Genomic DNA, 21,680 nt, shown 5'->3' with positions numbered 1-21,680 from the left:
ACTTTTATTGTGGTAGTTTCGATTTTAGGTCATCCGCGAATTTCTACTTTTCTTCGCAGAACAAAACTTTGGCGTAAGTTCAACAGATTTTCAGATTTATATTTGGCTCTTCCTTCTTATTTTGAACAAGAGTTCTGGAGCCAATGTTTGACAGAATGTATCCAATGGGAAAAATCGAAAGATCCAAATTGGAAACTAGTAAGTTTTTATGACCCAGAATATCCTAAAAATTTGAAGGAAATTTATGATCCTCCTTTTGTTTTTGCTTGTTTGGGAAATCTTCAGTTATTTCAGTCTCCTATCGTGGCCATCGTTGGAACAAGGAAGTCTTCTCCTGTTTCCCTATCTGCCACGAGGGAACTTGTAAAAATACTATCATCAAACAAAGATTTGGTTATCGTATCCGGTATGGCACTAGGGATTGATCGTGAAGCTTTCCTTTCTTCTTTGGAATTTGGGGTTCCTGTGATTGGTGTACTCGGAACTACTTTAGGAATCGAATATCCACCTGGGAACCGGGATCTTTACAAACGAATCAAAGAAGACCCAAAACAACTTCTCATCACAGAATTTTTGCTCAAAACAGAGCCTGCCAAATGGACTTTTCCTAAACGAAATCGTGTTATATCGGGCCTTGCGGACAAAGTGTATATAATGGAATCTGGGCGAAAATCTGGAACCATTTCCACAGCTTATAGTGCAATGGAACAAAACAGAGAGATCTTTGTTTTTGACCACCCCAAACAATTTGATAACGAAGGTGGTCGGTTACTCATTAGGCAAGGGGCACAAAAGTTATTTGGTCAAATGAAAATCCCAAAAGAAGAAATGGTGTTCGAAAGTAAGGAGATCAGTTATGAAGAATGGAGAAATAAACGAACCATCCCTTCTGGAATGCGAAGAGATGGTGGATGGGATTTAGATTTTATCCTTTAAATACGAATCCTGCAAGTGTTGCCAGGACATAGATAAAAAGTAAAAATACACCAAACGGTCGTTTGATTTTGTCTTTTGAAAAAACAATTCCTAAACGAAAGAGGACAAGAACAATGAGCATTGATGGAAAGTAGAATGTAAAAAAACTTACCGGGGCTTCGAGTCCGTTTTTGGTTACAGCAGCCGCTGCACCGGAAACAAAAAGAACATTCAAAATATCCGCACCAATGATGTTTCCAACAGCAAGTTCTGAGTGCCCACGTCTGGAAGCTTGGATGGCTGTGACAAGTTCCGGAAGTGACGTTCCAAAGGCAACGAGTGTGGCTCCAATGATGGAATCAGGGATGGACAAACGAACTGCTGTTTCTTGGACGGAAGGGATGAGAACTTTAGAAGATAAAATTACAAGCGTAATGGCTACTACGAGTTTTAAAAAGATTATCCAAAATGGGGATTCATCATACTCGGTTGTGTCATCAATACCTGCCTCTACTTCCCCCGGTTTGGAACGGGACCAACGAATGCTAAAATAAATATAAACAGCAAGAAGGATTAAAAATACAAAACCAGTTCCTTGGTCGATCCGGCCGCCAGTGGAAAAAACAGATGATAAGTTGGCCCAAGGTAGGGCTGCAAACACTAGTAAAAATCCAGAAAGAACTTGGATCCAACCTTGACGATTGACAAGTCGTTTGTCTATGTCAGGTGGGGAAATGAGAATCGCAATTCCTAAAATTAATCCCGTATCGCAGATGATAGAACCTACCGCATTCCCGAGTGCGATTCCAGGATTTCCCTCCAGTGCAGAAAGGACCGAAACAGAAACTTCGGGAAGGGTTGTGCCCAAACTCACGATGGTGGCCCCAATGATCATTTTGGGAACTCCCCATCTAGTCGAAAGGGAAACTGCCTCATCGACAAGTACGTCAGCAGCTTTGCCTAAAACAAGGATGGAGCCGATGATGACGAGTAAAAGAACTGGCAAGGGAAGGGTTTGAAAAGTTGCAGTAAGAAATGCATCCATGGATAAAGGTCAGAATATGGAAAACTTCATCCGACTGCGACTCTTTCTTTGGGTAGGGACCCTCGGATTTTTTTCTCCGGTACTCGGAGAACCTCGATTGCCCAAGGAACCAAACCTTCCCTCGCTCCCTCAGGAACAATCGAAAGAACCACGAAATGCTCGTGGAGACAAAGATTCATCTGAACCCAAGGTTTTAAACCTTACCCTTTGCGACGGGAGAACCGTTCGTGGTGAATCATCTAGCGGCAGTCAGTCGATGTCCTTTGAGCATTCTAAAGATGGAATCCTTTACAAAAAAAAGCTGAACGTAAACGAACTGGATTCTGTGCGGATTGACTCTTGGGAATTAAAACAAAAACGAGAAGAAAAAAAGGGAATTACTTATGAAGTGGTTCCCAAAAAAATTCGAATCCGCACTCGGAATGGGGAAGTGTTTTATAAAGAAACAGGTGTTTCTGATTTAAAACTGCTCAATATTGAAATTAAAAATAATAACGGAGAAACCACTCTCTTTTCCTTCTGGGTGGATTTGAAATATCCCGATGGAAAATGGTATTCTGGATTGCCAACTTTGAAACAAGACCAAGGAACAAGAGAAGATTGTTTGAAAGATGTGGTGAAAATGATTGAGTGGGAATGATTTTTCATTCACCAATACCAGGTGGTATTTTTACCTGATATTGGTTTTTGCAAATTTTGTGTTTTATTCAGATACACAATCCACGTAGTAAGTTACATGGCCTGATTCTGATTTTTCTTCCACAAGGCCGTGGATATCAGTTTCAAAACCTGGAAACTTCGAGTTAAACTCACGTGCGAATTGTAAGTAACGAATGATGGTCATGTTGAACTTTTCTCCTGGGATGAGTAGTGGAATTCCAGGAGGATAGGGTGTAAGCAACACCGAAGTAATTCTTCCTTCTAATTCATCAATCGGAACCCTTTCAATGTCACGATGTGCCATTTTAGAAAATGCTTCTGAAGGTTTCATTGCAGGAATCATTGGGCTCAAATACATCTCTGTTGTTAGGTGAGAGATATTGTTGGCTCGGTAGACTTCATGCATGGATTGGCAAAGATCACGAAGTCCAATCCTATCATACTTTGGATAAGCAGTGGTAAACTTCGGCATCACTCGCCAAAGAGGTTGGTTCGAATCATAATCATCTTTGAACTGTTGTAATTCGGTAACCATAGTGTTCCAACGACCTTTGGTGATACCGATGGTAAACATAATAAAGAAACTATAAAGTCCTGTTTTTTCAACGATGATTCCGTGTTCTGCTAAGTACTTGGTGAGAATGAGAGCAGGGATTCCCCAATCAGCAAATTCACCTTCCACACTCATCCCGGGAGTGATAACAGTAGCTTTGATTGGATCCAACATATTGAATCCTTCCGCAATATCACCAAACCCATGCCAACGGTCATTTGCTTTTAGGATCCATTCGTCCCGTTCTCCGGCTCCTTCTTCCACAAGAGCCTCTGGACCCCAAACACTAAACCACCAGTCTTCTTCAAGTTCCAAGTCCACTTTTCGCATGGCACGTCGGAAATCGAGAGCCTCTTCAATGGATTCTTCTACAAGTGCATTCCCGCCAGGAGATTCCATCATGGCTGCGGCCACATCACAAGAAGCAATGATGGCATACTGCGGACTCGTGCTTGTATGCATTAAAAAAGCTTCATTGAATAGGTTTCTGTCCAAAGATTCTTTTTCACTATTTTGCACAAGGATCTGACTTGCTTGTGAAAGACCAGCTAGAAGTTTATGTGTGGACTGGGTGGCAAAGATCATACTTTCTTTCGGTCTTGGCCTGTCCGATCCAATGGCATGCATCCCAGTGTAGAATCTATGAAAGGAGGCATGTGGGAGCCATGCTTCATCAAAGTGAAGTGTTGATATCTTACCATCTAACTCTGATTTTATGTCTTCCACATTATATAAAATTCCATCATACGTACTTTGGGTGATGGTGAGAATTCTTGGATTTCCTTTTACATCTTTGGCAAAAGGATGCTCCGCAATTTTTTTCTGAATGTTTTCCCATTTGAATTCAGATTTGGGAATGGGACCAATGATTCCGAAATGGTTTCTTGTTGGCATTAAAAAAACAGGTATGGCACCCGTCATCGTAATGGCATGAAGGATACTTTTATGACAGTTACGATCAACGATCACTACGTCACCTGGTGCTACTGTACTATGCCAAACAATTTTATTGGAAGTAGATGTTCCATTGGTTACAAAATATAAACTATCACATTGAAAAATACGTGCTGCGTTTCGTTCACTGGCAGAGATGGGTCCTGTGTGATCCAAAAGTTGTCCTAGTTCATCTACCGCATTACAAACGTCAGCTCGAAGCATGTTCTCACCAAAAAATTGGTGAAACATTTGACCCACAGGACTTTTTAAAAAGGCAACTCCACCGGAGTGGCCCGGACAATGCCAACTATAACTTCCATCATGTGCGTATTGAGTTAAGGCACGAAAAAAAGGAGGAGGTAAACTATCTAAGTATGATTTTACTTCCCTGTGAATGGCTCTTGCCATAAACTCTGGAGTGTCTTCAAACATATGAATGAAGCCATGTAATTCTTTTAAAATGCTATTGGGGATATGACGACTGGTTCTTGTTTCCCCATAAAGAAACAGCGGTATGTCGGCGTTCCTATGACGCACTTGCGTCACAAAATCTTTGAGTTGGCGTAGGGCATCGGGAACTTCGCCTTCAGTTTCTGGAGTGAACTCTTCATCATCAATGGAGAGGATGAATCCACAAGCCCGGCTCTGTTGTTGCACAAAACTAGTTAAATCTCCGTAACTGGTAACACCCAGAACTTCAATCCCTTCGCCTTCAAGGGCCTTTGCAATAGCTCGAATGCCAAGACCACTGGCATTTTCGGAACGAAAATCTTCATCAATGATGATGATAGGAAATTGTACGATACCGTTTTGATACATCAACTCCATAGGAGGAGTGACCCGTAGGGAATCAAATGATTTTAGTTTTTAAACTCGTTTTTTCGGAAGGTATTTATAATACTCCATCTCAACCGTGTTGATGAGGTAGGTGTAGTACTTAACTAGTTTTTTATCGAATTTCTTTTTGTTCATTTCTTCTCTATAGTAGTCCGCAAGTTGGCCACGAAAGAGTGCTGATTTCATATCGTTACGATTGATGAGAATGGTGCTCGGAAGATCCCGGATGGCAACATCATCTGGAATCAGAATGGTGGAAACCGACTGCAAAACCGCATATTCCACAGTGGAAGCCACTTTGTCGTCATCCTTTTCTTTGCCGAGAGTCATGTTGTTGCGTTTGATATTGTCTAAATTTTCGTAAATCCGAGACCGTAAGGATTTCGGATCTAAAACTTTGTCGGTGATTTTATTGAATCGTTTGGGAAATACGAAGTTATCTGCGGCTTTGTAAATATGAGAAAGTTTTTCTTCTTTTTTGGATGTCTCTGCTTCGTCTTCATAAGAAGAAGATGAACTGGAACTATAAGTTGGTTTTCCCCAATCACCCACTCCAGAAAACTTTCCTGAATTTTTGATATCTTCTCGAATTTCTTCTGTGGACTTTTCTCGGAAGTAAATCGCTGCCATAAATCCGAGCACAACGGAGAAAGGTACACCAAAAAATATTGGCATCGCCGAACGAAGATAATATGCTCCGGTGATAAAAATAAGAGTGCTGACCACAAATGTCAAAATTCCTGGAACAGCATTGAATCTAGAACGAATTTCATTGGAACGTTCCCGTTCCAATTCTTCCACTTCCATGTTTTTTACATCAGCATTGAGTTTAGCAATTAACTCAGGTTTTAGTTTGTTATTGAGTTCTGGATGTTTGGGGTTAGAGAGTTTATGGTTGATGATTTTTGCATAACCCAATTGTTTTTTATATTCTGGATTGGTCCTGCCTTCAAACGCAAGTTTGTGAATGACTGCAGCCATGTAACCATGATCGACTACGTAATAAACTGATCTTCCGTCAGGAAGTTTTTCTTCATAATAAGAATGATCAGAAAATACGTCGTCTTTCAAACGTTTGATATATTCGTTTGCTTTTTCTTCTGAAGTGATTCCTGCTTTTGCAACTTCATCTTCAAAATCAATCCTAAGCAGGGTATTGTGATTTTTTGTATGTTCTGGAATTTTTGCAATGACTGCATTTTTGACGGTTCCGTAAATGCTATCATCTTTACGAGTGAGAACAGATCCTTTTTCTTCCGATAGTCTTTTTAAAATTTTTACACTGAGATCAATGGTTTCTTTGATGGAAAGGGATTTGTTTCCTTTTTCTGTTGAATAGGGAAAGTTTTCAATGATTGATAAGAATTTTTTCACTTCTTCTTCTGGATTCATTTTGGATTCTAAAGAAGAAAATTTTGGTTTGGAGATATAGTCACTAAAAGTTGCAAGAAAGGACTCATACTTTGCATCTTTCGCAAGTTTAGTGAGTTGGTCTTTTGTGAAATGTTCCAATCCATTCATATGAGCAAGGATTTGGTTCACTACTTCGGGCAATCTTTTGAAACTCCCGTCAGGTAAAATATTTAGTTCATCAATGACAATATGGTAATCGGCAAGAATGGGAAGTGCAAGATTTTGTTCTCTCGCAAAAACAGTGAAGTCTTGTAGAAAGTCTGGCATGGGGATATAAGGTAAATTTCCAAATCCCTTTCGAACTAAAGAGGATACTTCTGCTTCGAGAGATCCCAGTTTTGGATAGAGCCAGGTGTTTCCTTCTTTGTTCTTTTGTAAGAGGAGGGTTCCCGGATTTTCTTCATCCCAGTTCCTTCCTTTTTTAGCACGGTTTTCGAGTAATACTTTGATGAGTTCTTGCGAAAAACGAAAACATGCCTGTCGATAAGGTTGGGTATCCGTTTTATTTTCGTTTTGCGGGGCAACGAGAGCAATTTTTGAAGAGATTTTACTCCCCGTACGAATGAGATAAGGATAAGCATATGCGGCACGGTTTTGGCCACGATGGTCGATGTCTAAAATTTGTCGAAGAGCATGGTAGATCGAATTTTCGGAACGGCCTTGTGCACCGAGGTTGGTATACTTTCCTAAGGCTTCGGGGAGTTTATCCACCGTCATTAAGTAAGATGCGTGTTTTTCTTTTGAGCCATGTTTTTCTACACGTTTGTGCCAATCTTTTAGCTCATCTAAGATACAACGTGCTGTGGGTGTAAGACTTCCCACTGAGTCAGACAAAAAAATGTAAGACTGCGCAGAAGGTCTATCATTAGAACTTTCGTCTTTTGACGAAGGATTCTCTAAGACTGTGTCTGATAGATCAATGCTGTCTTCACTCATTCGGATTTTGTCTGGTGGGAGGCAATAATTTCCGCAAGGATATGGGCTCCCCTGGCTAATTCTTCTTCTGGACGACAATATGTCAAACGTATGCAATCTTGAGTATGCGAAAAATCTGAGTTTAAACCAGGAAAGAAATAATGTCCTGAAACAATGAAGAGCCGTTTATCTTTACAAAGGTGGTAAAGTTTATGGTTGGTGACTGATAGGTTGGGGAATCGAATCCAAAGAAAAAATCCACCCATAGGATCATGGATTTCATATTCGATTCCATGTTTTTGGAATTCTGATTCAAAAATGGCAATTGCGAGTTCTCTTTTTTTGTCATAAAACGGACGTAAGATGTTTTTTGCAAGGTTGGTGAGGATTTCTTTACGAAAGAGAATCTCCATCAGATAAACACCTAAATTTCCTACGGCAAGATTCCCTACAGCAGCATAGGCAGAGAGGGTTTCTATGGTATCGGGATCGGAAACAACAATCCCCAAACGAACCCCTGGGAGTCCAATTTTTGAGAAACTAAGGGATAGAGTTCTCCCTTCCCGGTAATGAATCGGTTCTTCTTGCCCAATTAAATTTGGGAAAGGATTCCCATAGGCTAAATCAATCAGGAGAGGAAGTTTTTGTTTTTGAGTTCTTTCTTCCACCCATTCAATGTCCTTGTTTGATAAAATATTTCCCGTAGGATTTGTTGGCCGAGATAAGGCCACACAACCAACAATGGAAAGATCAAACTCCGTTTTGTTTAAACCGTATCGAAATCTACGATTTCCTGTTCGAATCACTTCTGGTTTTGTAGCCAAAAATGCATCTGCTTCGATGGACTGGTCCGCATAACCGATGTAATCTGGAACAATCGGTAGGAGAATTTTTTTAAAACTCCCGTCCATCATCTTTCCAGAATGAATGTTGAGTAAATACGAATAGGCGTTTTGGCTGCCGTTAAAAAAAGCAATATTGTCCTTTCTAAGATCTGCACCTAAATGAGGGGAAAGAAACTCTGCCGCAAGGGAACGAAAACGATCGTTTCCAATCGGAGCTTGGTAGTCTCCGAGTAAGGCTCCAAGTTTTGGATCTTTCGCAAGACTCTGAAAGGCTTCGGCAAAGATTGCTTCCGCTTCCGGGATATGAGCCGGATTTCCCCCTCCCAGAAGAATTTCGTCGGGATGGCCCGTCACCTGGCCCAAATCTTCCATCAGGGAACGGATTCCTTGGTTTTGGCGGAGGCGGTTCGCCCAAAGGGAAGAGGGAGGATTCTGCATGGGGGTCATAATTCTGAGGCATTCTTCTTCCTGAACCATTTTTCCAATGAATTTCTAAAATTATGTTCTCATTTCGAAAAATGAAGTGACATAATTCAGAAATCGGGTATTTAAGTGACATAATATAGAGGAGTGCTGTTGGATGAGCACCGAAACAATACAAAGACCCCTTCGAAAAGAAAAAGATATCGAATTTTTTAAACCGACCCTTTCACGGGAAGACCTAAAAGGTGTTTTAGAATGTCTCGTGGACGAACACCTTTCTACCGGTGAAATTGTAGAAAGATTTGAAAAAACATTCTGCCATACTTTCAAAATCAAATATGCCATTTCTTCTAATTCTCTTACTTCGGCATATCACTTAGCCTTACTTGCGCTAGGTGTAAAGGCAGGCGATTCCGTTTTACTTTCTAGTTATGCACCAATCTCTGCTTTAGATGCGATTTTTCTCTTACAAGCAAAACCAGTGCTTGTGGATTTAAAAAGAAATTCCTTCCATCCTTGCACAGAAGAATTTCTTCGCAAAAAAAATGAATCGGGCGCAAGGTTTGCTCTTTTTGATCATAGCTTTGGATCGCTCATTCGCCTCTCTGATTATTCCATTGAAGGTTTAGAAGTTGTAGAGGACTTCACCGAAGCCATTGGTGCCACTTCAGAAACCATTACTGTTGGGAAACAATCGAAAATTGCAATTTGTGGACTGAGTGCTGAAAATATCATTACAACTGGAAACGGTGCGATGATCATCACTTCTGAAGTTTCTCTTTCGAATGCAGTAAAATCATATAAGTCTGGATCATCCGCCAAACGTAACTTTGGTGAACCAAAATATGATTACAATTTGGTAGATTACCAAGCCGCTCTTGGAATTGAGCAACTTTCTAAACTTGGTGTCATTTTAGAACGTAAAAAAAAGATTGCTTCTGCATATTTACAGGCCGTTCAAAATTCTAGATTAGAAACCTATTTTCAAAATCCAACAGAAGATACATTCCAAAGATTTCCTATTATTGTTTCCGGACAAAACTACGAAGAGATCCAAAGGTATTTTAAATCCATTCATATCGGAACACAAAGAACAGTTGATGAACCTCTTCATCGGGTATTGGAAGAAAATCCTATAGAATTTCCAAATGCAGAGCGTCTTTTCCAACGCGGACATTGTATTCCTATTTATCCTAACCTAACAAAAGATAACGTACAACGGATCGCCACAGCCATCCGACGCATCTATTGATTGGTGCCGGTAATTTATTCTCTAGACTCATTATTTGAGTATAGATTGTATCCAACTCCTCCTTCCTTAGATTCCTCCCTGAAACGGAGGAATCGATGTTTGGAGAAGATGTTTTTTCCCATAACAAGGCCTGAAGACTATGTTCTTGTCGAGGAATTACCTAGCGAAGAACTTTATCGACATTGGAAGGATGCAGGGTTAACTCCCGGTACGCCGATCCAAGAAGGGGAGTTACTTGGTGAAGTCTCTCTTGTGGAATGGGGATGTCGAAACGAATGGTATGAAGGCAGACTTCTAGAAGATCCAATTCGAATCGAAACGTCTCGGTATCTCAATTCGAAGATCACACAACTTGATTTTAGAAAACATCACTCACCATTAGCGGCCAAAATAATTACATCCGAAGAACACTTGTTTGCAGAACTGGAAGAGGCAAAACTCCCGTTAGTTCTTAAAAGCGAGTTTGGACTTGCTGGCAGAAATCATATCATCTTTAAATCCAGATCTGATTCCTGGAAAATGTCTCAAGTGAACAAAAAACTTTTTGGATTTCCCATCCTTGCTGAGTCTTGGGTAGGTGAAGAAAGGTTTTTTGACTTTTCTACACTTTGGGATGTCCGTGATGGAGAATTCGTTTATCTCACTTCTACAGCCATGCTCATTGATAAAGAAGGAGTATTTCGTGGGATTCGAATTGGCGGATCGGAACTTCCTTATGCTACTTCTTTTTTGCCACCTGTGATGGATCTTGTTCGGGATACTAAAGGTCTGGTCCCTAGAGAATATTCGGGTCCTTGTGCCATCGATGGATTTTTGTATCGTGAAGAAGGGCGGAACCAAATTCAACCCGTATCTGAATTTAACTTTCGTTATTCGATCGGGCGGATTCTTTGGGAAGTGAGAAAAAAAAGAAATCCAAAAAGGGAAGTAGTGACAGGGATTTTAATTTTGCCTTATCCCAAACATGGCTCGCTTGATGAATGGAAAACGATAGAACGTTTGGAAAAAGAACTAGGTATTGAATTAATTCTATTAACGCCCGTTAGAGATATATCCGGCAAACCTTACCAAAATACAGTTTTGTATTTTGAAACCACGGAAGAAAAGGAACCTTCCGTGGTGGAATCCATTTGGCAATCCTGGATGGATTGATTTGAATTATAAATTCATTTTTTATACTCCATCTTTATTAGAAATAAATTCATGTTTTCCATTGATCTCAAGAGTTGGATCAGAAGGATTTCCCCTGCGTTTTATTTCCAGAATATCTGTATTGGTAAGAGGGAGGGTTGCCTCTAGACTCACGATGACTTTATCCCCTTTTTCTGTCCAAGTACATAACATCTTTGCGGTTTCGTAACCCATTTCACAAGTTCCATCGTTGTGAAGTTGGATCCTTGCAATATTCGATTTTGTTTTCCATTTTCCAATGGCCCAAGTATTTTTGGGAGGGACGAGGGCTGATCCCGCTTGTTCTGAGTTGAAGGTGAGTTCCGCAATGGCTGTGTTTTCCGTATTGGTGCCTTTATAAACTTCTTGGATGGTGAGAGAAATTTCTTTGGCCCGAAGTTCGGATTTGAATTCAATCATTTGAAGAGACAAACTATCCTTCAAAGTAACAATTTCTTCGTTCCCATCCTCTGTGGAAATTTTTAGTTTTTTGATTCGATTGTTGGCAGCCCAAAGTTTAGGATCACCAAACCCATTGTAGATGGAGAGCGAACGAAAATTGATCGGTGATTTGTATTTGATTTGTAAGGTTTCCCCAATCCCTTCGCCATCTGCTCCTTCGACCCAACTCGTTTTGAGTTTTCCATCCATGGCAAAGATTGGTGTGTATTTTTTTGATTTCGGTAACAGTTGACTCGAAGAGGAGAGGCTTGGAGGATTGAGAGGTTCTGCAAAAATGGGCAGACAGATGGCGATTATTATTAGAAAAGTTTTTGGACTTGGATAACGCATACACAAGATCATAAGTATCTAAAATGAAGGGCAAGTAGGAAAAAAAATAAATGGAAGATTCGTTGGAATACTACACTGTCTATGTTACATTTGCTTCAGAAGATGAAGCTAAACAAATTGCAAAAGTAGTTGTTACTGATCGATTGGCTGCTTGCGTCAATATCATCAAAGGGATGCATTCAGTTTACATTTGGAATTCTGTTTTAGAAGAATCAGAGGAAACAGTTGGATTATTCAAAACAACAAAGGATAAGTCAGAACAATTGGTGCAGAGAGTCAAAGAATTACATTCTTATGATACTCCCTGCATTGTCATTTGGCCAATTGTTTCTGGAAATCTAGACTATTTGGACTGGATTCGAAACTCTTTATAGAATTCTCTGATTTTATCGAATAACAACTCATACCCTAATTCTTTTCTCCAGGTGAGAAAAGATTCTGGCATTTGCACAGAAGCAAACCACGGATACGCAGGAGATTCCTTTGGTTCTGCAAGCATTCCCATAAGACTTGCCAAGGTTAAGTCTACTCTTCCAAAGGAAGTTCCATTAAAGAATTTTCGAGTTTTGTAAATTTCGATTAAATCTTTAGAGCATTCTTCTAGCAATTGTTTGACGATATCTAGGTTTTTAGGTGTGATTTTGTATCTCCGTTTTAGAGAAAGAGCGATCAAATCAAAATGTTCAGGTGGTCCGACCGTATCACTCGCTTTGCTTGGATTTAATAAAAATAATTTCCCTACAATTTCTGGGTAATCCAGTATAAAGTGGTATAACAGAGTTTGTAGGCTTTTCCCGATATGAGAGTCTATCTTTTCTTCCATTAGTTTTTCTTCCGAAGAAGCTTTGTGACCGAATGCTTTTTCTTCTACTAAATCAATAATATTGCCAGAACCTTGGATGACCCCATTGTCGGTCTCTAAAACAGGGACATACAAATCGCTTACAAGTGGTTTTAACGTTTGGATATGTTGTCCGGGGATTAGAGGTTTTAGTTCATAGGGATAGTGGGCAATGTCTAATCCCCATCTAGCTTTTTCAGAAAAATGTGAGATTGGAAAAGTGTATAAGGTTGAACTCATGTGTCGAGGTTTACTGAAAAGAAATCATAAGGCAATCAAGTTTTTATAACTGAAAATAGATTGTCGTGTGCCGTTCCTCACATTAATATGATCCCTGTTTTATGAGATTTGGCATATTCGTTCTATTTTTGATTTCCCCTTTTGGATTTTTGATTGCCAAAGATCATTCTGAATATTGTTCCATGGACAGACTTTGTGTTATCTATGTTCAGGATAAAACAGGGGTAGATATTTATTTTCAGAATAAAATTGCAATCAAAGAAACTGCTACAACATTATCAGTGAATGCAATTTCTAAAAATATGAGGAGTAGTGTCAAACTTCCTCTTGTGACAGTCATTCAGGGTTCCAAAAGGAAAAAACTCTTCCGGCTGACAGTAAACAAACCAAACAAACGTTGGGTCTATCAAATCAAATTCAAATGGATTCTCGGAAATTTTTCAGTCCACCATAATCCAAAAGTTGTTTATGATTTACCTTTTGAAAAAGGTATGAAGGTTAGAGTTTACCAAGGTTATAAGGGTACGAAAAGTCATCAGGGAGATAACCGTTATTCGATTGATTTTGGATTGAAGGAAGGGGACTTGATCACAGCTGCGAGAGATGGAGTTGTAATCGATACTGAACAAAAAAATAACGAAGGTGGATTTGAAATCAAATACATTCATTCGGCAAATTATGTGAAAATTCTTCATGACGATGGAACGATAGGGCAATATGCACATCTACGTTATATGGGAGTTCTTGTCAAACGAGGCCAGAGAGTTAGCTCTGGTTCTCCGCTTGGATATGCTGGTAGTACAGGATTTAGTGATGGGCCTCACCTTCATTTTGAAGTTTATAAACCAACTCCCCACTTACGAAAAAAGACGATCCCAACAAAATTTCGTACAGAATCTTCCGACTCAGAAATCCTTACGGAAGGACAACTCAATTGGAAGAGGGATCCGAACGAACCGATGGTCAAAACAGTCTCCGACATTGAGGAAATCCAAATTTGCGAATCGGTTCAGAGTTTAGAAAAATTAGGCTGTCATTCCACAACATTTTCCAAAAGTTCCCCACTTTACTTTTATATTCCTCTTTTAAAGCCATCTCGTTATAAGATACAAATTTCCGTTCGTAAAAATGGCACGACTATTTCTAAATTGTATAATTGGGAGACAAACCCTGAATGGTGGGATACCTTTTTAGATGTCCAACGGGAAGATCCTTCCGAATCTTTAGAAGGTGATTGGACAGCGGTGATCTCAATTGACGGTGTTATACAAAAAGAAATACAGTTCCAGGTAACGGGTGTAATGTGAAAAGGTGTTTTTTTGTTCTTATTCTAATTGTTTTATTTTTCAGGTTTGATTTATTTGCTGAACCAACAAAAACAGAAAATTGTATTTCGGAATATGTCTGTTTTGTAGTGAATGATATTGACAATGGTTTTGACTTATACATAAAAAATCGAAATCCAACAATTTATCCAACTAATTCTGTGATGATCAATGTCACTGTTAAAAATTTTAAATCTGCACATCCTTTCCCCCAGTTCGTAGTCTTAAAAGGAGACGAATCAGTGTATGTATCTAGTTTTGTTTTAGAAGATATAACTAAACCTACATTCACATCTTTTGCAGTTCACGTGATGTTTGGAGATAGAGAAAGTATACATGATGATTCTGTGACTTATTTATTGCCATTCCCAGCAGGAATACGATCTCGTGTGGCCCAAGCATATAACGGGAAATTTTCTCATATTGGAAATCTAAAATACTCTGTTGATTTTATATTACCTGTTGGCACTCCCATTCTTGCCGCCAGGAAAGGACAAGTGGTTGCAGTGGTTTCTAATTTTAGTGAGGGTGGAATTCGTAAAGATTTACTAAGTAAAGCCAATTACATTATAATTTTACACAACGATGGTACTTTGGGAAATTATGCACATTTAATGAAGGATGGTGTTTTAGTAAAGGTTGGTGATTTTGTAGAGGCAGGACAGATGATCGGATATTCGGGTAACACTGGTTTTACGCAAGGACCACATTTACATTTTGAAGTACACAAACCCACCCGTCAATTAGAAGTTATGACTATCCCCACTGTTTTTAAAACTCAAAATGCAGAAAGAGAAACCTTATCTCAGTATTATTTGTATTGGCATCCTAAAGACGGTGATTTGCCTCTCCGAACCGACATTTTGGATGAAGACATTCGATTGTGTAAATACAATGAACGAGGCGAAAAAATTCGATGTGGAGATACTTCATTTCGGTTGGGCGAAAACTATGCGATCGAATTTGAATTTGCAAAACCTAAAAACCAGGAAATAGAAATTCATATCACAAAGGATGGAAATTCAGTAAAACCTTTTTATTACAAATGGAAAACCCAAAACTATTTGGATTCCGACAGCCGTTACTTTTTAATACCGAAAAATGAAGAATTCATTGGTCAGTGGAAGATGAGGGTGCGGATTAACGGAGAAGAAAAAAAGACTCTTTTTTTTGAAGTCAATGAGTAATCGCTTGACAAGTAAATATATGTATAGTAGATTGGCGTTAGGCTTTCCAAGACCATTTGGTCGATCTACTGGGGGTGCAAACCCCCATCTTTTTTCCATCTTCCTTTCGGAAACATCTTCCCAGATTTGAATATTTTTCCTAGTTTGAGATTCTCATGGAAATGGATGAATCGATCAATGTGCTGGGCAGACCTCTCGCTCCTTGTTCCACAAAGCCACTCACTGGTTTTTTTCGGGATGGGTGTTGTAATACTTCCGATGATGACATCGGTTCTCATACAGTTTGTGTTCTCGCTACAGAAGAATTTTTAGAGTCACAAAAACAAAGTGGGAATGATCTCATCACTCCGTGGCCACAATATGCTTTCCCAGGTGTGAAACCTGGGGAACGTTGGTGTCTTTGCGCTTCCAGGTGGTTGGAAGCTTATCGCAATGGCGTAGCTCCCCGTGTATTCCTTGAATCTACCCACAAACGTGCGTTAGAGATCATCCCTTTGGAGCTTCTGGAAAGGTTTGCGGCAGATGATTTTGACTAGTTCGTTTTCAACGCATCTAAGTAAGCTCTAGTGTGCTTGGATGTGTTATGGAGTAGAGATCCAAGAATTTTATGAATCGGGTGGTTTGGTTCATACAATGTTTCGTATTTTGGAATTTCTAAGTTTTCCAATTGTTCATCTGTCGGTTCTCCGGCGAGGTATGCTTCGCGACAAACATTTTCTCTTATCGAATCCATTCCCGACCATGGCACCAGACTATCTTTAGAAAATTCCGTGATGGAAGTGGCAACAGGATGGTTCCAAGCCTTTGTTTCAATTAGGTTTTTGATTAAATAGTATTGGTATTCTTCGATGAGTGTATGTCTTCCAGAAACAAAACTAATCATGTTATCTTTTGGTGTTTGGTATCCTACAATAGATACGAGTTGTACGCCAATTTGTTTTGCTGCACTTACTCTGGGTAATACCGAAGAATGATAAGGTTGAGTAAGATCTTGTATATAATGCAAAGCCCAACCAGCAAATCGATATCCCCAATAAGGATGCCCTGTTCGAAATGCTAAATTTGATAGTTCGGTGAATTGGTGAATTCTGTATTCAGGGTAAGTTCGTTTTAAGAAACCAGCAAGAGCAAAAATGATTCCCGGTTCATAAAAAAATCCCATATGAAATGGTGCCTGTGAAGAATACTCAACGGCTGGATTTCCAAAAGGTTGAATCCCGAAACCATAGATTTTTCCCACCTCACGTTCGTTATCTTCAAATAAATGTAAATCTAAATCATAATCAGGTTCATCTGTTGCCGATACCAAAACCTCATCTGCACCGATCGTTTGTCCTTCCTGTAACGATAAAAAGGTTTCATTCACCAATTTCCCTTTTTCGTTTAAAGTTGTTAGTTGGTCAAGGGGTAATTTTGAACCACCTCTTTTAGGGACAGTTTGTATGTATAAGGCTGCTTTATGCTTTGGATTTACACGTAGAGCTCTATAAAAACTAACAACAAGATCTGCATCTTTCGTAGTTTTGGAAAACTTCAAACTTTCATCTGTTTTTGTTAGGTGTGGAAGTCGTTTTAAGGCCCATTCCTCAGAGTTGTCTAAAGACTCTTGAATTTTGGATTTTTCTTTTGATAAAAAGGATTTTAAAGATTCTACTTTTACTTTGGGAGTTTGCTTTGTTTTCCAATGGTCTTTTAAAATTAAATATGTGATACCTGCGTGATTGTTCCAAGCAAAGGCAGGAATAGTGAAAACAAAAATTGTTACTAAAGTAATGATTCGGTTCATTGGTTTTCCTTTTTTTGGAAAGTGGTTCCTTTCCAAATATATTCAGATTGGTAATATTCATGGGAACTTTCATCATCAATATCGAAACTATGAGTTAGTTCGATGATTGTGTTTGGTTTTCCTTTTGTGGCTTTACGGTTTATTTTTTTATCTGCAGACAAATTTTCAGTTGGAAGTATGAGCCATGATTCTGCACAAGAAGGAGGGTCGCAGGCACCAGGATTCCAAGAAAACTGTGGTACAAATTTTAAGTCTTTATCTAATGTATATATTTGTTCGTTCGTATACCCGTATTCTATTTCAGAAAACAGAAGATACTTTATTCCAAAAATTGCAACAGGAGCTGGTGAAAAAGAAGACGGTTGGTAGATTGTGTGATTCCAACCTTCGTTGCTCATTGGTCCAACATCCCAAGTGCCATGCGCTAATAAATGATTGTTTTGGATTAGTTTTAATTCCAGTTTTCCTAACTGAATGCCTAAGTTGCGTGCTAAAATTGTTTTGTCACTCCACTCAAAAGAATAATCAGCAAGTAATCCTCCCCAAACATAACCTATCACTTTTTCTGATTCAACTTGATACCAATATTCTTTTACTGAATTCTGTTCTAGGATTTGGTTCGTTTTTGTGAGAATTTTGACTGTATCACCAATAGAAAGTTTCTTTAAAACTTTCGCATTTACATTGTTTGATTCTCTCAAGTTAATATTGTCACCAAATGTTAGATAGGTGGAGCCAACAGTTTTTTCGTGAATGTAGTGGTCCCAATGGTTTTCGGGATAAATGGGAGAAACAAAAATTACAATGAGAGTGTAGAGTAAGTATTTGTAACCCGACATAGTGCAAAAAATAAGGAACAGACTCTTGTGAGTCGACCTCTTTTCCAAAGGAATGGTATTTTTCTGAAGAAGATAGGTCGATAATGATAGTATAGGCTTTTTCCTCTCAAAGGATTGTGAATGATACTCGCACAAGTGTTAAAACCATATTCGATAGAGCAAATTCGATCGATAGAAGAGAAGATGAATACTTACGAAACATGGGTATTTGTTTTGGTTTTGTTTGTTGCCGTACTTGTCCTAATCACTGTCATGCAAAGACTGACGATTGCGAAGTTAAAATCTTTGGAAGGATTCAAATCAAAATCATCTTTTAAAGATATTGCAGCTTTATCCTATCAAAACTTATCTGATTCTGATGAACAACTTAACATAGCAGACATTCATACCATTACACAAACCCCGATCCAGACGGCAATGACTGTATTTGGTAAAGATTTACCGAACCCAGGATTAATATTTAAGTATGCGGTTCCATTAAATGTAAGTAAAATCATTACCATTGGGCAAAGGGAAGGAAGTGTGATCACTAGATCCACTGAGGTATTAGATCACCACCTAACAATTGATATAAATTCTATTGATGTCTCTAATTTAGAAATTTTATCTTATAGTTTAGAATTTAGGAGAGAAGGAAAGGTTTTGTTTCAACTCCCAGGTGCTCGAGATTTTCAAGAAATGGGAATTCGCGAAAGGATTTATTTATCAAAAAAACTTTCTTTTGAGAATGAGAAATGTTATGAATCCTTGGATCTCAGAAATCCTATACGATTCAGGATTGGAAGTCGCATTGCTGGTGACGGTAAGTTTCAGGCAGGTTATTTTGAGTTTCATTTGTATACTAAGGATGTTTTTGAAAAAACGACAAACGGGAACAAACGAATTGAAAAGCACTTTTATTTGAAATTGGTTAAGATTTTTCCTGGATACGATACTGCGGGTCAAACAAAAGAAGGGCTTGTTCCGATGCTTGCGCTGTTTGGTGGGTAGGGTTGTGAATCTTGTATCCCCGCCCTGATTAGGGTGGGGAACTAGACCCGCCACCCAATACGTCGTCTCTACCACATCCTCCTACTTCCCACAAATCCTTTTGTCAATTTTGCCATTTCTTTTCAAAAGAGTTCATCTTTAGGTGAAGTTTGTATATAAAACGAGTTTATCTTTCCCCATAAAAAAAAGCCAAGGGAAACCTTGGCTTTTCATCGATCTTTCGAGCGAAACTTATTCGACTTTTAAATTCGATCTTTAAGCTCTTTCAACGATCATTGATCCTGCGATCCCACCGTGTGCACATGCAGTCACAAGTACCTTTTTCACGTCTTTGTTTTCATCAAAGTCCATGATGGCGTTGTGAAGGAGTCTCACACCAGTTGCACCAAACGGGTGTCCAATGGAGATCGATCCACCGTTAGGATTGATTTTTTTCTCATCAAATTTCTTTTCCCAATCAAGGCCAGTTCTAGTTTTGATTTCTTCCAGAGCCGCTACTGCAGTTGCAGCAAATGCTTCGTGGATTTCGATGATGTCGATGTTTTCGATTTTATCACCAGTTTCTCCAAGAAGAGCTACCGTTGCTTCTGCTTGGCCAAGACCCATAAGGTTTGGATCAACACCACGCATGTTAAAACCGTTGATGTAAGCTTTTGCAGTAAGACCTAATTTTTTCGCCGCATCTTCAGAAGCTACAATGATACCAGCCGCTCCATCGGAACGTGGACTTGCATTGAAGATCGAAAGAGTAGGTCCATGAGATTTCTTTAAGTATTTGCTATATTTTTCTTTGAACTGGTCAAATTTCATTTGAGGGTTGTCAAAGAGTAACATCGCACGACCCATACGAGTTGGGTTTTTCACAAGACCTTCACGAAGAAGAACTGCCTCATCTGCTTGAAGAGGGTTACCTTCATCGTCTTTTACTTCCATAATATATGGTTTGTAACGACCTTCTTGAGTTGCATCAAATGCACGTTTGAAAGACTCGTAAGCTACTTTGTCTTGTGTTTCACGAGATAGTGTGTAGTTCTGTGCGAGAATTTCTGCCGTTACTTGCATACCGAAAGAAGTTTCACCATCACCAAGTCCGTCTTCTAGTGTATCACGAAGTTCCACACCTTCTGGAAGGTCATTTGGGAGAAGTTTTACAAGAGAATCTAAACTGTTTGTTTTTTTGTTAAGACGTGCATTTTTAACAACAAATGGCATAGATGTTTGTGACTCTTCACCGATGACTAGGAAAACTTTTCCTTCACCAAGTGAAATACGGCGAGTTGCTTCAGCCACTGCTTCCAAACCAGATACACAGTTGTTTGCAACAGTAAGGCATGGAATTTCCATAGGAAGCCCAAGTAAGTTTGCAATCACACGTGCAGAGTTAGGTGCATTAGAGAAACCTTCTCCAACGATCACACCGTCAATATCAGTAGGTTTCAAACCACTGCGTTTCATTACTTCTTCACCTACGATTTTTCCGAGGTGGTGGCCTGAGTACTGCGAGAGTGCCTTTCCAATTTGAGCAAAAGGAGTTCGTGCAGGTGCTGCGAGTACTATCTTTTGTGTTACTTTCATATAAAATCCCTTCTTCCTTTCTTTAGACTAAAACTTTAGTTACCTTAAAAATTACTTCGCAAGCCACTTCATCATCGAACGTAGTTTTGCTCCTACTGCTTCGATAGGGTGAGCCGCATTTTTTTCTTTGAGTTTTTTATACTCAGGGTATCCCGCTTTTGTATCCGCCATCCAACGTTTAGCGAACGCTGCACCTTTATCTTTTTGGATATCAGTGAGAACGTCTTTCATACGAGCTTTCACACCAGCATCAATGATGCGAGGTCCGCTGATATAATCTCCATACTCTGCAGTATCAGAGATGGAATAACGCATACGAGCAAGTCCACCTTCGTAAATTAAATCAGTGATGAGTTTGACTTCATGTAAACATTCGAAGTAAGCGATTTCTGGATCATAACCAGCTTCAGTAAGTGTTTCAAATCCACTCATGATGAGGTTTGCCACACCACCACAAAGAACCGCTTGTTCTCCGAATAGGTCAGTTTCTGTTTCTTCACGGAAAGATGTTTCTAAAATTCCTGCTCTTCCTCCGCCTACTCCACTTGCGTGAGCAAGGGCACGAGCTTTTGCTTGGCCTGTTGCATCTTGGTAGATTGCGATGAGGCATGGAACTCCACCACCTTCAGTATAAACGCGGCGAACCAAATGTCCTGGTCCTTTCGGTGCTACCATATACACGTCTACGTTTTTAGGAGGAGTGATGAGATCGTAATGGATGTTAAACCCATGAGAAAAAACAAGAGCTTTTCCTTCGCTAAGGTTTGGTTCAATATCCGCCTTATACATGTCAGCTTGGATGGTGTCTGGAGCAAGGATTTGGATGATGTCTGCTTTTTTAGCAGCTTCCGCAACACTGAACACTTCAAAGCCAGCTTCTTTGGCTTCTTTTACTGATTTAGATCCATCGCGAAGTCCAATAATGACTTTCAAACCAGAATCTTTCATGTTTTGAGCTTGTGCGTGACCTTGGCTTCCGTAGCCAATCACTGCAATGGTTTTACCTTTAAGGAGATTTAGATCGCAACTGTCGTCGTAATAGATATTTGCCATGGATGGGCACACTTCCTGCGGAAAATTTAACTTATTTCTCCATCATTTTTAACTATAAGGAGGGAAACAAGAACGAATTAGGGCGCCT

The 21,680-nt window shown here is 39.4% G+C and carries 19 protein-coding genes; 9 read left to right on the top strand and 10 right to left on the bottom strand.

Features of this window, described 5'->3' with window-relative positions:
- Nucleotides 1–9: 9 nt before the first annotated feature.
- Nucleotides 10–936, top strand: a complete 927-nt coding sequence (dprA, locus tag CLV96_RS07630) for a DNA-processing protein DprA (protein WP_004786332.1) — start codon at nucleotides 10–12, stop codon at nucleotides 934–936.
- Here the strand turns inward: dprA and CLV96_RS07625 are convergent.
- Nucleotides 926–1,960 carry a calcium/sodium antiporter gene (locus tag CLV96_RS07625; RefSeq protein ID WP_004786121.1) on the bottom strand — a complete coding sequence of 345 codons (1,035 nt, stop codon included), beginning with the start codon at nucleotides 1,958–1,960 and terminating at the stop codon, nucleotides 926–928. The genes dprA and CLV96_RS07625 overlap by 11 nt on opposite strands.
- On the opposite strand from CLV96_RS07625, the gene CLV96_RS07620 reads away from it, so the two are divergent.
- Nucleotides 1,959–2,600: a hypothetical protein gene (locus CLV96_RS07620; RefSeq protein WP_004785132.1), complete on the top strand. Its 642-nt coding sequence runs from the start codon at nucleotides 1,959–1,961 to the stop codon at nucleotides 2,598–2,600. The two genes, CLV96_RS07625 and CLV96_RS07620, sit on opposite strands and share 2 nt — an antisense overlap.
- 63 nt (nucleotides 2,601–2,663) lie before the next feature.
- Here CLV96_RS07620 and CLV96_RS07615 read toward each other — a convergent pair whose 3' ends face one another.
- The 3 genes from CLV96_RS07615 to CLV96_RS07605 are packed head-to-tail and all read right to left on the bottom strand — an operon-like array spanning nucleotide 2,664 to nucleotide 8,566.
- Nucleotides 2,664–4,928, bottom strand: a complete 2,265-nt coding sequence (locus CLV96_RS07615) for an arginine/lysine/ornithine decarboxylase (RefSeq protein ID WP_004787557.1) — start codon at nucleotides 4,926–4,928, stop codon at nucleotides 2,664–2,666.
- 48 nt (nucleotides 4,929–4,976) lie between these two features.
- Entirely contained in the window at nucleotides 4,977–7,295 is a 2,319-nt protein-coding gene (locus tag CLV96_RS07610; protein WP_020775900.1) for a hypothetical protein, read from the bottom strand.
- Nucleotides 7,292–8,566 carry a valine--pyruvate transaminase gene (locus tag CLV96_RS07605; protein ID WP_040917345.1) on the bottom strand — a complete coding sequence of 425 codons (1,275 nt, stop codon included), beginning with the start codon at nucleotides 8,564–8,566 and terminating at the stop codon, nucleotides 7,292–7,294. Before CLV96_RS07605 ends, CLV96_RS07610 begins: the two co-directional genes overlap by 4 nt.
- A 133-nt stretch (nucleotides 8,567–8,699) precedes the next feature.
- Between CLV96_RS07605 and CLV96_RS07600 the strand changes: the two genes are divergently transcribed.
- The gene (locus CLV96_RS07600) at nucleotides 8,700–9,794 is read left to right on the top strand and encodes a DegT/DnrJ/EryC1/StrS family aminotransferase (protein WP_004784449.1); all 1,095 of its coding nucleotides are present in this window, start codon (nucleotides 8,700–8,702) and stop codon (nucleotides 9,792–9,794) included.
- 108 nt (nucleotides 9,795–9,902) lie between these two features.
- Entirely contained in the window at nucleotides 9,903–10,946 is a 1,044-nt protein-coding gene (locus CLV96_RS07595) for a hypothetical protein (protein ID WP_040917262.1), read from the top strand.
- Nucleotides 10,947–10,967: 21 nt separating this feature from the next.
- On the opposite strand, the gene CLV96_RS07590 is transcribed toward CLV96_RS07595, so the two are convergent.
- A complete protein-coding gene (locus CLV96_RS07590) occupies nucleotides 10,968–11,756 on the bottom strand; it encodes an NADase-type glycan-binding domain-containing protein (RefSeq protein WP_004786364.1) in 789 nt (262 codons plus the stop codon).
- A 50-nt stretch (nucleotides 11,757–11,806) separates the two neighbouring features.
- Between CLV96_RS07590 and cutA the strand changes: the two genes are divergently transcribed.
- The gene (cutA, locus tag CLV96_RS07585; RefSeq protein WP_004785372.1) at nucleotides 11,807–12,130 is read left to right on the top strand and encodes a divalent-cation tolerance protein CutA; all 324 of its coding nucleotides are present in this window, start codon (nucleotides 11,807–11,809) and stop codon (nucleotides 12,128–12,130) included.
- Here the strand turns inward: cutA and CLV96_RS07580 are convergent.
- Nucleotides 12,100–12,837 (bottom strand): glutathione S-transferase N-terminal domain-containing protein, encoded by a 738-nt coding sequence (locus CLV96_RS07580; protein WP_004786782.1) that lies wholly within the window; start codon nucleotides 12,835–12,837, stop codon nucleotides 12,100–12,102. The two genes, cutA and CLV96_RS07580, sit on opposite strands and share 31 nt — an antisense overlap.
- 101 nt (nucleotides 12,838–12,938) lie before the next feature.
- Between CLV96_RS07580 and CLV96_RS20080 the strand changes: the two genes are divergently transcribed.
- The 3 genes from CLV96_RS20080 (at nucleotide 12,939) to CLV96_RS07565 (ending at nucleotide 15,885) form a co-directional block, all read left to right on the top strand.
- A complete protein-coding gene (locus CLV96_RS20080; RefSeq protein WP_040917263.1) occupies nucleotides 12,939–14,144 on the top strand; it encodes a M23 family metallopeptidase in 1,206 nt (401 codons plus the stop codon).
- Entirely contained in the window at nucleotides 14,141–15,349 is a 1,209-nt protein-coding gene (locus tag CLV96_RS07570) for a M23 family metallopeptidase (RefSeq protein WP_004787732.1), read from the top strand. The genes CLV96_RS20080 and CLV96_RS07570 overlap by 4 nt, the downstream gene beginning before the upstream one ends.
- A gap of 155 nt (nucleotides 15,350–15,504) precedes the next feature.
- Nucleotides 15,505–15,885: a DUF2237 family protein gene (locus tag CLV96_RS07565; protein WP_004785841.1), complete on the top strand. Its 381-nt coding sequence runs from the start codon at nucleotides 15,505–15,507 to the stop codon at nucleotides 15,883–15,885.
- On the opposite strand, the gene CLV96_RS07560 is transcribed toward CLV96_RS07565, so the two are convergent.
- Nucleotides 15,882–17,135: a phospholipase C/P1 nuclease family protein gene (locus tag CLV96_RS07560; RefSeq protein ID WP_004785052.1), complete on the bottom strand. Its 1,254-nt coding sequence runs from the start codon at nucleotides 17,133–17,135 to the stop codon at nucleotides 15,882–15,884. The two genes, CLV96_RS07565 and CLV96_RS07560, sit on opposite strands and share 4 nt — an antisense overlap.
- Entirely contained in the window at nucleotides 17,132–17,974 is an 843-nt protein-coding gene (locus CLV96_RS07555; protein ID WP_004786694.1) for an SH3 domain-containing protein, read from the bottom strand. The genes CLV96_RS07560 and CLV96_RS07555 overlap by 4 nt, the downstream gene beginning before the upstream one ends.
- A 120-nt stretch (nucleotides 17,975–18,094) precedes the next feature.
- Between CLV96_RS07555 and CLV96_RS07550 the strand changes: the two genes are divergently transcribed.
- Nucleotides 18,095–18,964 carry a hypothetical protein gene (locus CLV96_RS07550; RefSeq protein WP_004787471.1) on the top strand — a complete coding sequence of 290 codons (870 nt, stop codon included), beginning with the start codon at nucleotides 18,095–18,097 and terminating at the stop codon, nucleotides 18,962–18,964.
- A gap of 255 nt (nucleotides 18,965–19,219) precedes the next feature.
- On the opposite strand, the gene CLV96_RS07545 is transcribed toward CLV96_RS07550, so the two are convergent.
- The gene (locus CLV96_RS07545) at nucleotides 19,220–20,539 is read right to left on the bottom strand and encodes a thiolase family protein (protein WP_004785515.1); all 1,320 of its coding nucleotides are present in this window, start codon (nucleotides 20,537–20,539) and stop codon (nucleotides 19,220–19,222) included.
- 51 nt (nucleotides 20,540–20,590) lie between these two features.
- Nucleotides 20,591–21,592, bottom strand: a complete 1,002-nt coding sequence (ilvC, locus tag CLV96_RS07540; RefSeq protein WP_004786436.1) for a ketol-acid reductoisomerase — start codon at nucleotides 21,590–21,592, stop codon at nucleotides 20,591–20,593.
- Nucleotides 21,593–21,680: the final 88 nt, after the last annotated feature.

This window comes from Leptospira meyeri, assembly GCF_004368965.1.
Taxonomy (GTDB): domain Bacteria; phylum Spirochaetota; class Leptospiria; order Leptospirales; family Leptospiraceae; genus Leptospira_A; species Leptospira_A meyeri.
Note: the sequence above shows the minus strand (reverse complement) of the source record. Positions and strands in the feature narration are given on the sequence as shown.

Coding starts and splice junctions, on each gene's coding strand:
- CLV96_RS07620 (WP_004785132.1), top strand. CDS start 1,959: ATGGATAAAGGTCAGAATATGGAAAACTTCATCCGACTGCGACTCTTT.
- CLV96_RS07625 (WP_004786121.1), bottom strand. CDS start 1,960: ATGGATGCATTTCTTACTGCAACTTTTCAAACCCTTCCCTTGCCAGTT.
- CLV96_RS07615 (WP_004787557.1), bottom strand. CDS start 4,928: ATGTATCAAAACGGTATCGTACAATTTCCTATCATCATCATTGATGAA.
- CLV96_RS07610 (WP_020775900.1), bottom strand. CDS start 7,295: ATGAGTGAAGACAGCATTGATCTATCAGACACAGTCTTAGAGAATCCT.
- CLV96_RS07605 (WP_040917345.1), bottom strand. CDS start 8,566: ATGACCCCCATGCAGAATCCTCCCTCTTCCCTTTGGGCGAACCGCCTC.
- CLV96_RS07600 (WP_004784449.1), top strand. CDS start 8,700: ATGAGCACCGAAACAATACAAAGACCCCTTCGAAAAGAAAAAGATATC.
- CLV96_RS07595 (WP_040917262.1), top strand. CDS start 9,903: ATGTTTTTTCCCATAACAAGGCCTGAAGACTATGTTCTTGTCGAGGAA.
- CLV96_RS07590 (WP_004786364.1), bottom strand. CDS start 11,756: ATGCGTTATCCAAGTCCAAAAACTTTTCTAATAATAATCGCCATCTGT.
- cutA (WP_004785372.1), top strand. CDS start 11,807: ATGGAAGATTCGTTGGAATACTACACTGTCTATGTTACATTTGCTTCA.
- CLV96_RS07580 (WP_004786782.1), bottom strand. CDS start 12,837: ATGAGTTCAACCTTATACACTTTTCCAATCTCACATTTTTCTGAAAAA.
- CLV96_RS20080 (WP_040917263.1), top strand. CDS start 12,939: ATGAGATTTGGCATATTCGTTCTATTTTTGATTTCCCCTTTTGGATTT.
- CLV96_RS07565 (WP_004785841.1), top strand. CDS start 15,505: ATGGAAATGGATGAATCGATCAATGTGCTGGGCAGACCTCTCGCTCCT.
- CLV96_RS07560 (WP_004785052.1), bottom strand. CDS start 17,135: ATGAACCGAATCATTACTTTAGTAACAATTTTTGTTTTCACTATTCCT.
- CLV96_RS07555 (WP_004786694.1), bottom strand. CDS start 17,974: ATGTCGGGTTACAAATACTTACTCTACACTCTCATTGTAATTTTTGTT.
- CLV96_RS07550 (WP_004787471.1), top strand. CDS start 18,095: ATGATACTCGCACAAGTGTTAAAACCATATTCGATAGAGCAAATTCGA.
- CLV96_RS07545 (WP_004785515.1), bottom strand. CDS start 20,539: ATGAAAGTAACACAAAAGATAGTACTCGCAGCACCTGCACGAACTCCT.
- ilvC (WP_004786436.1), bottom strand. CDS start 21,592: ATGGCAAATATCTATTACGACGACAGTTGCGATCTAAATCTCCTTAAA.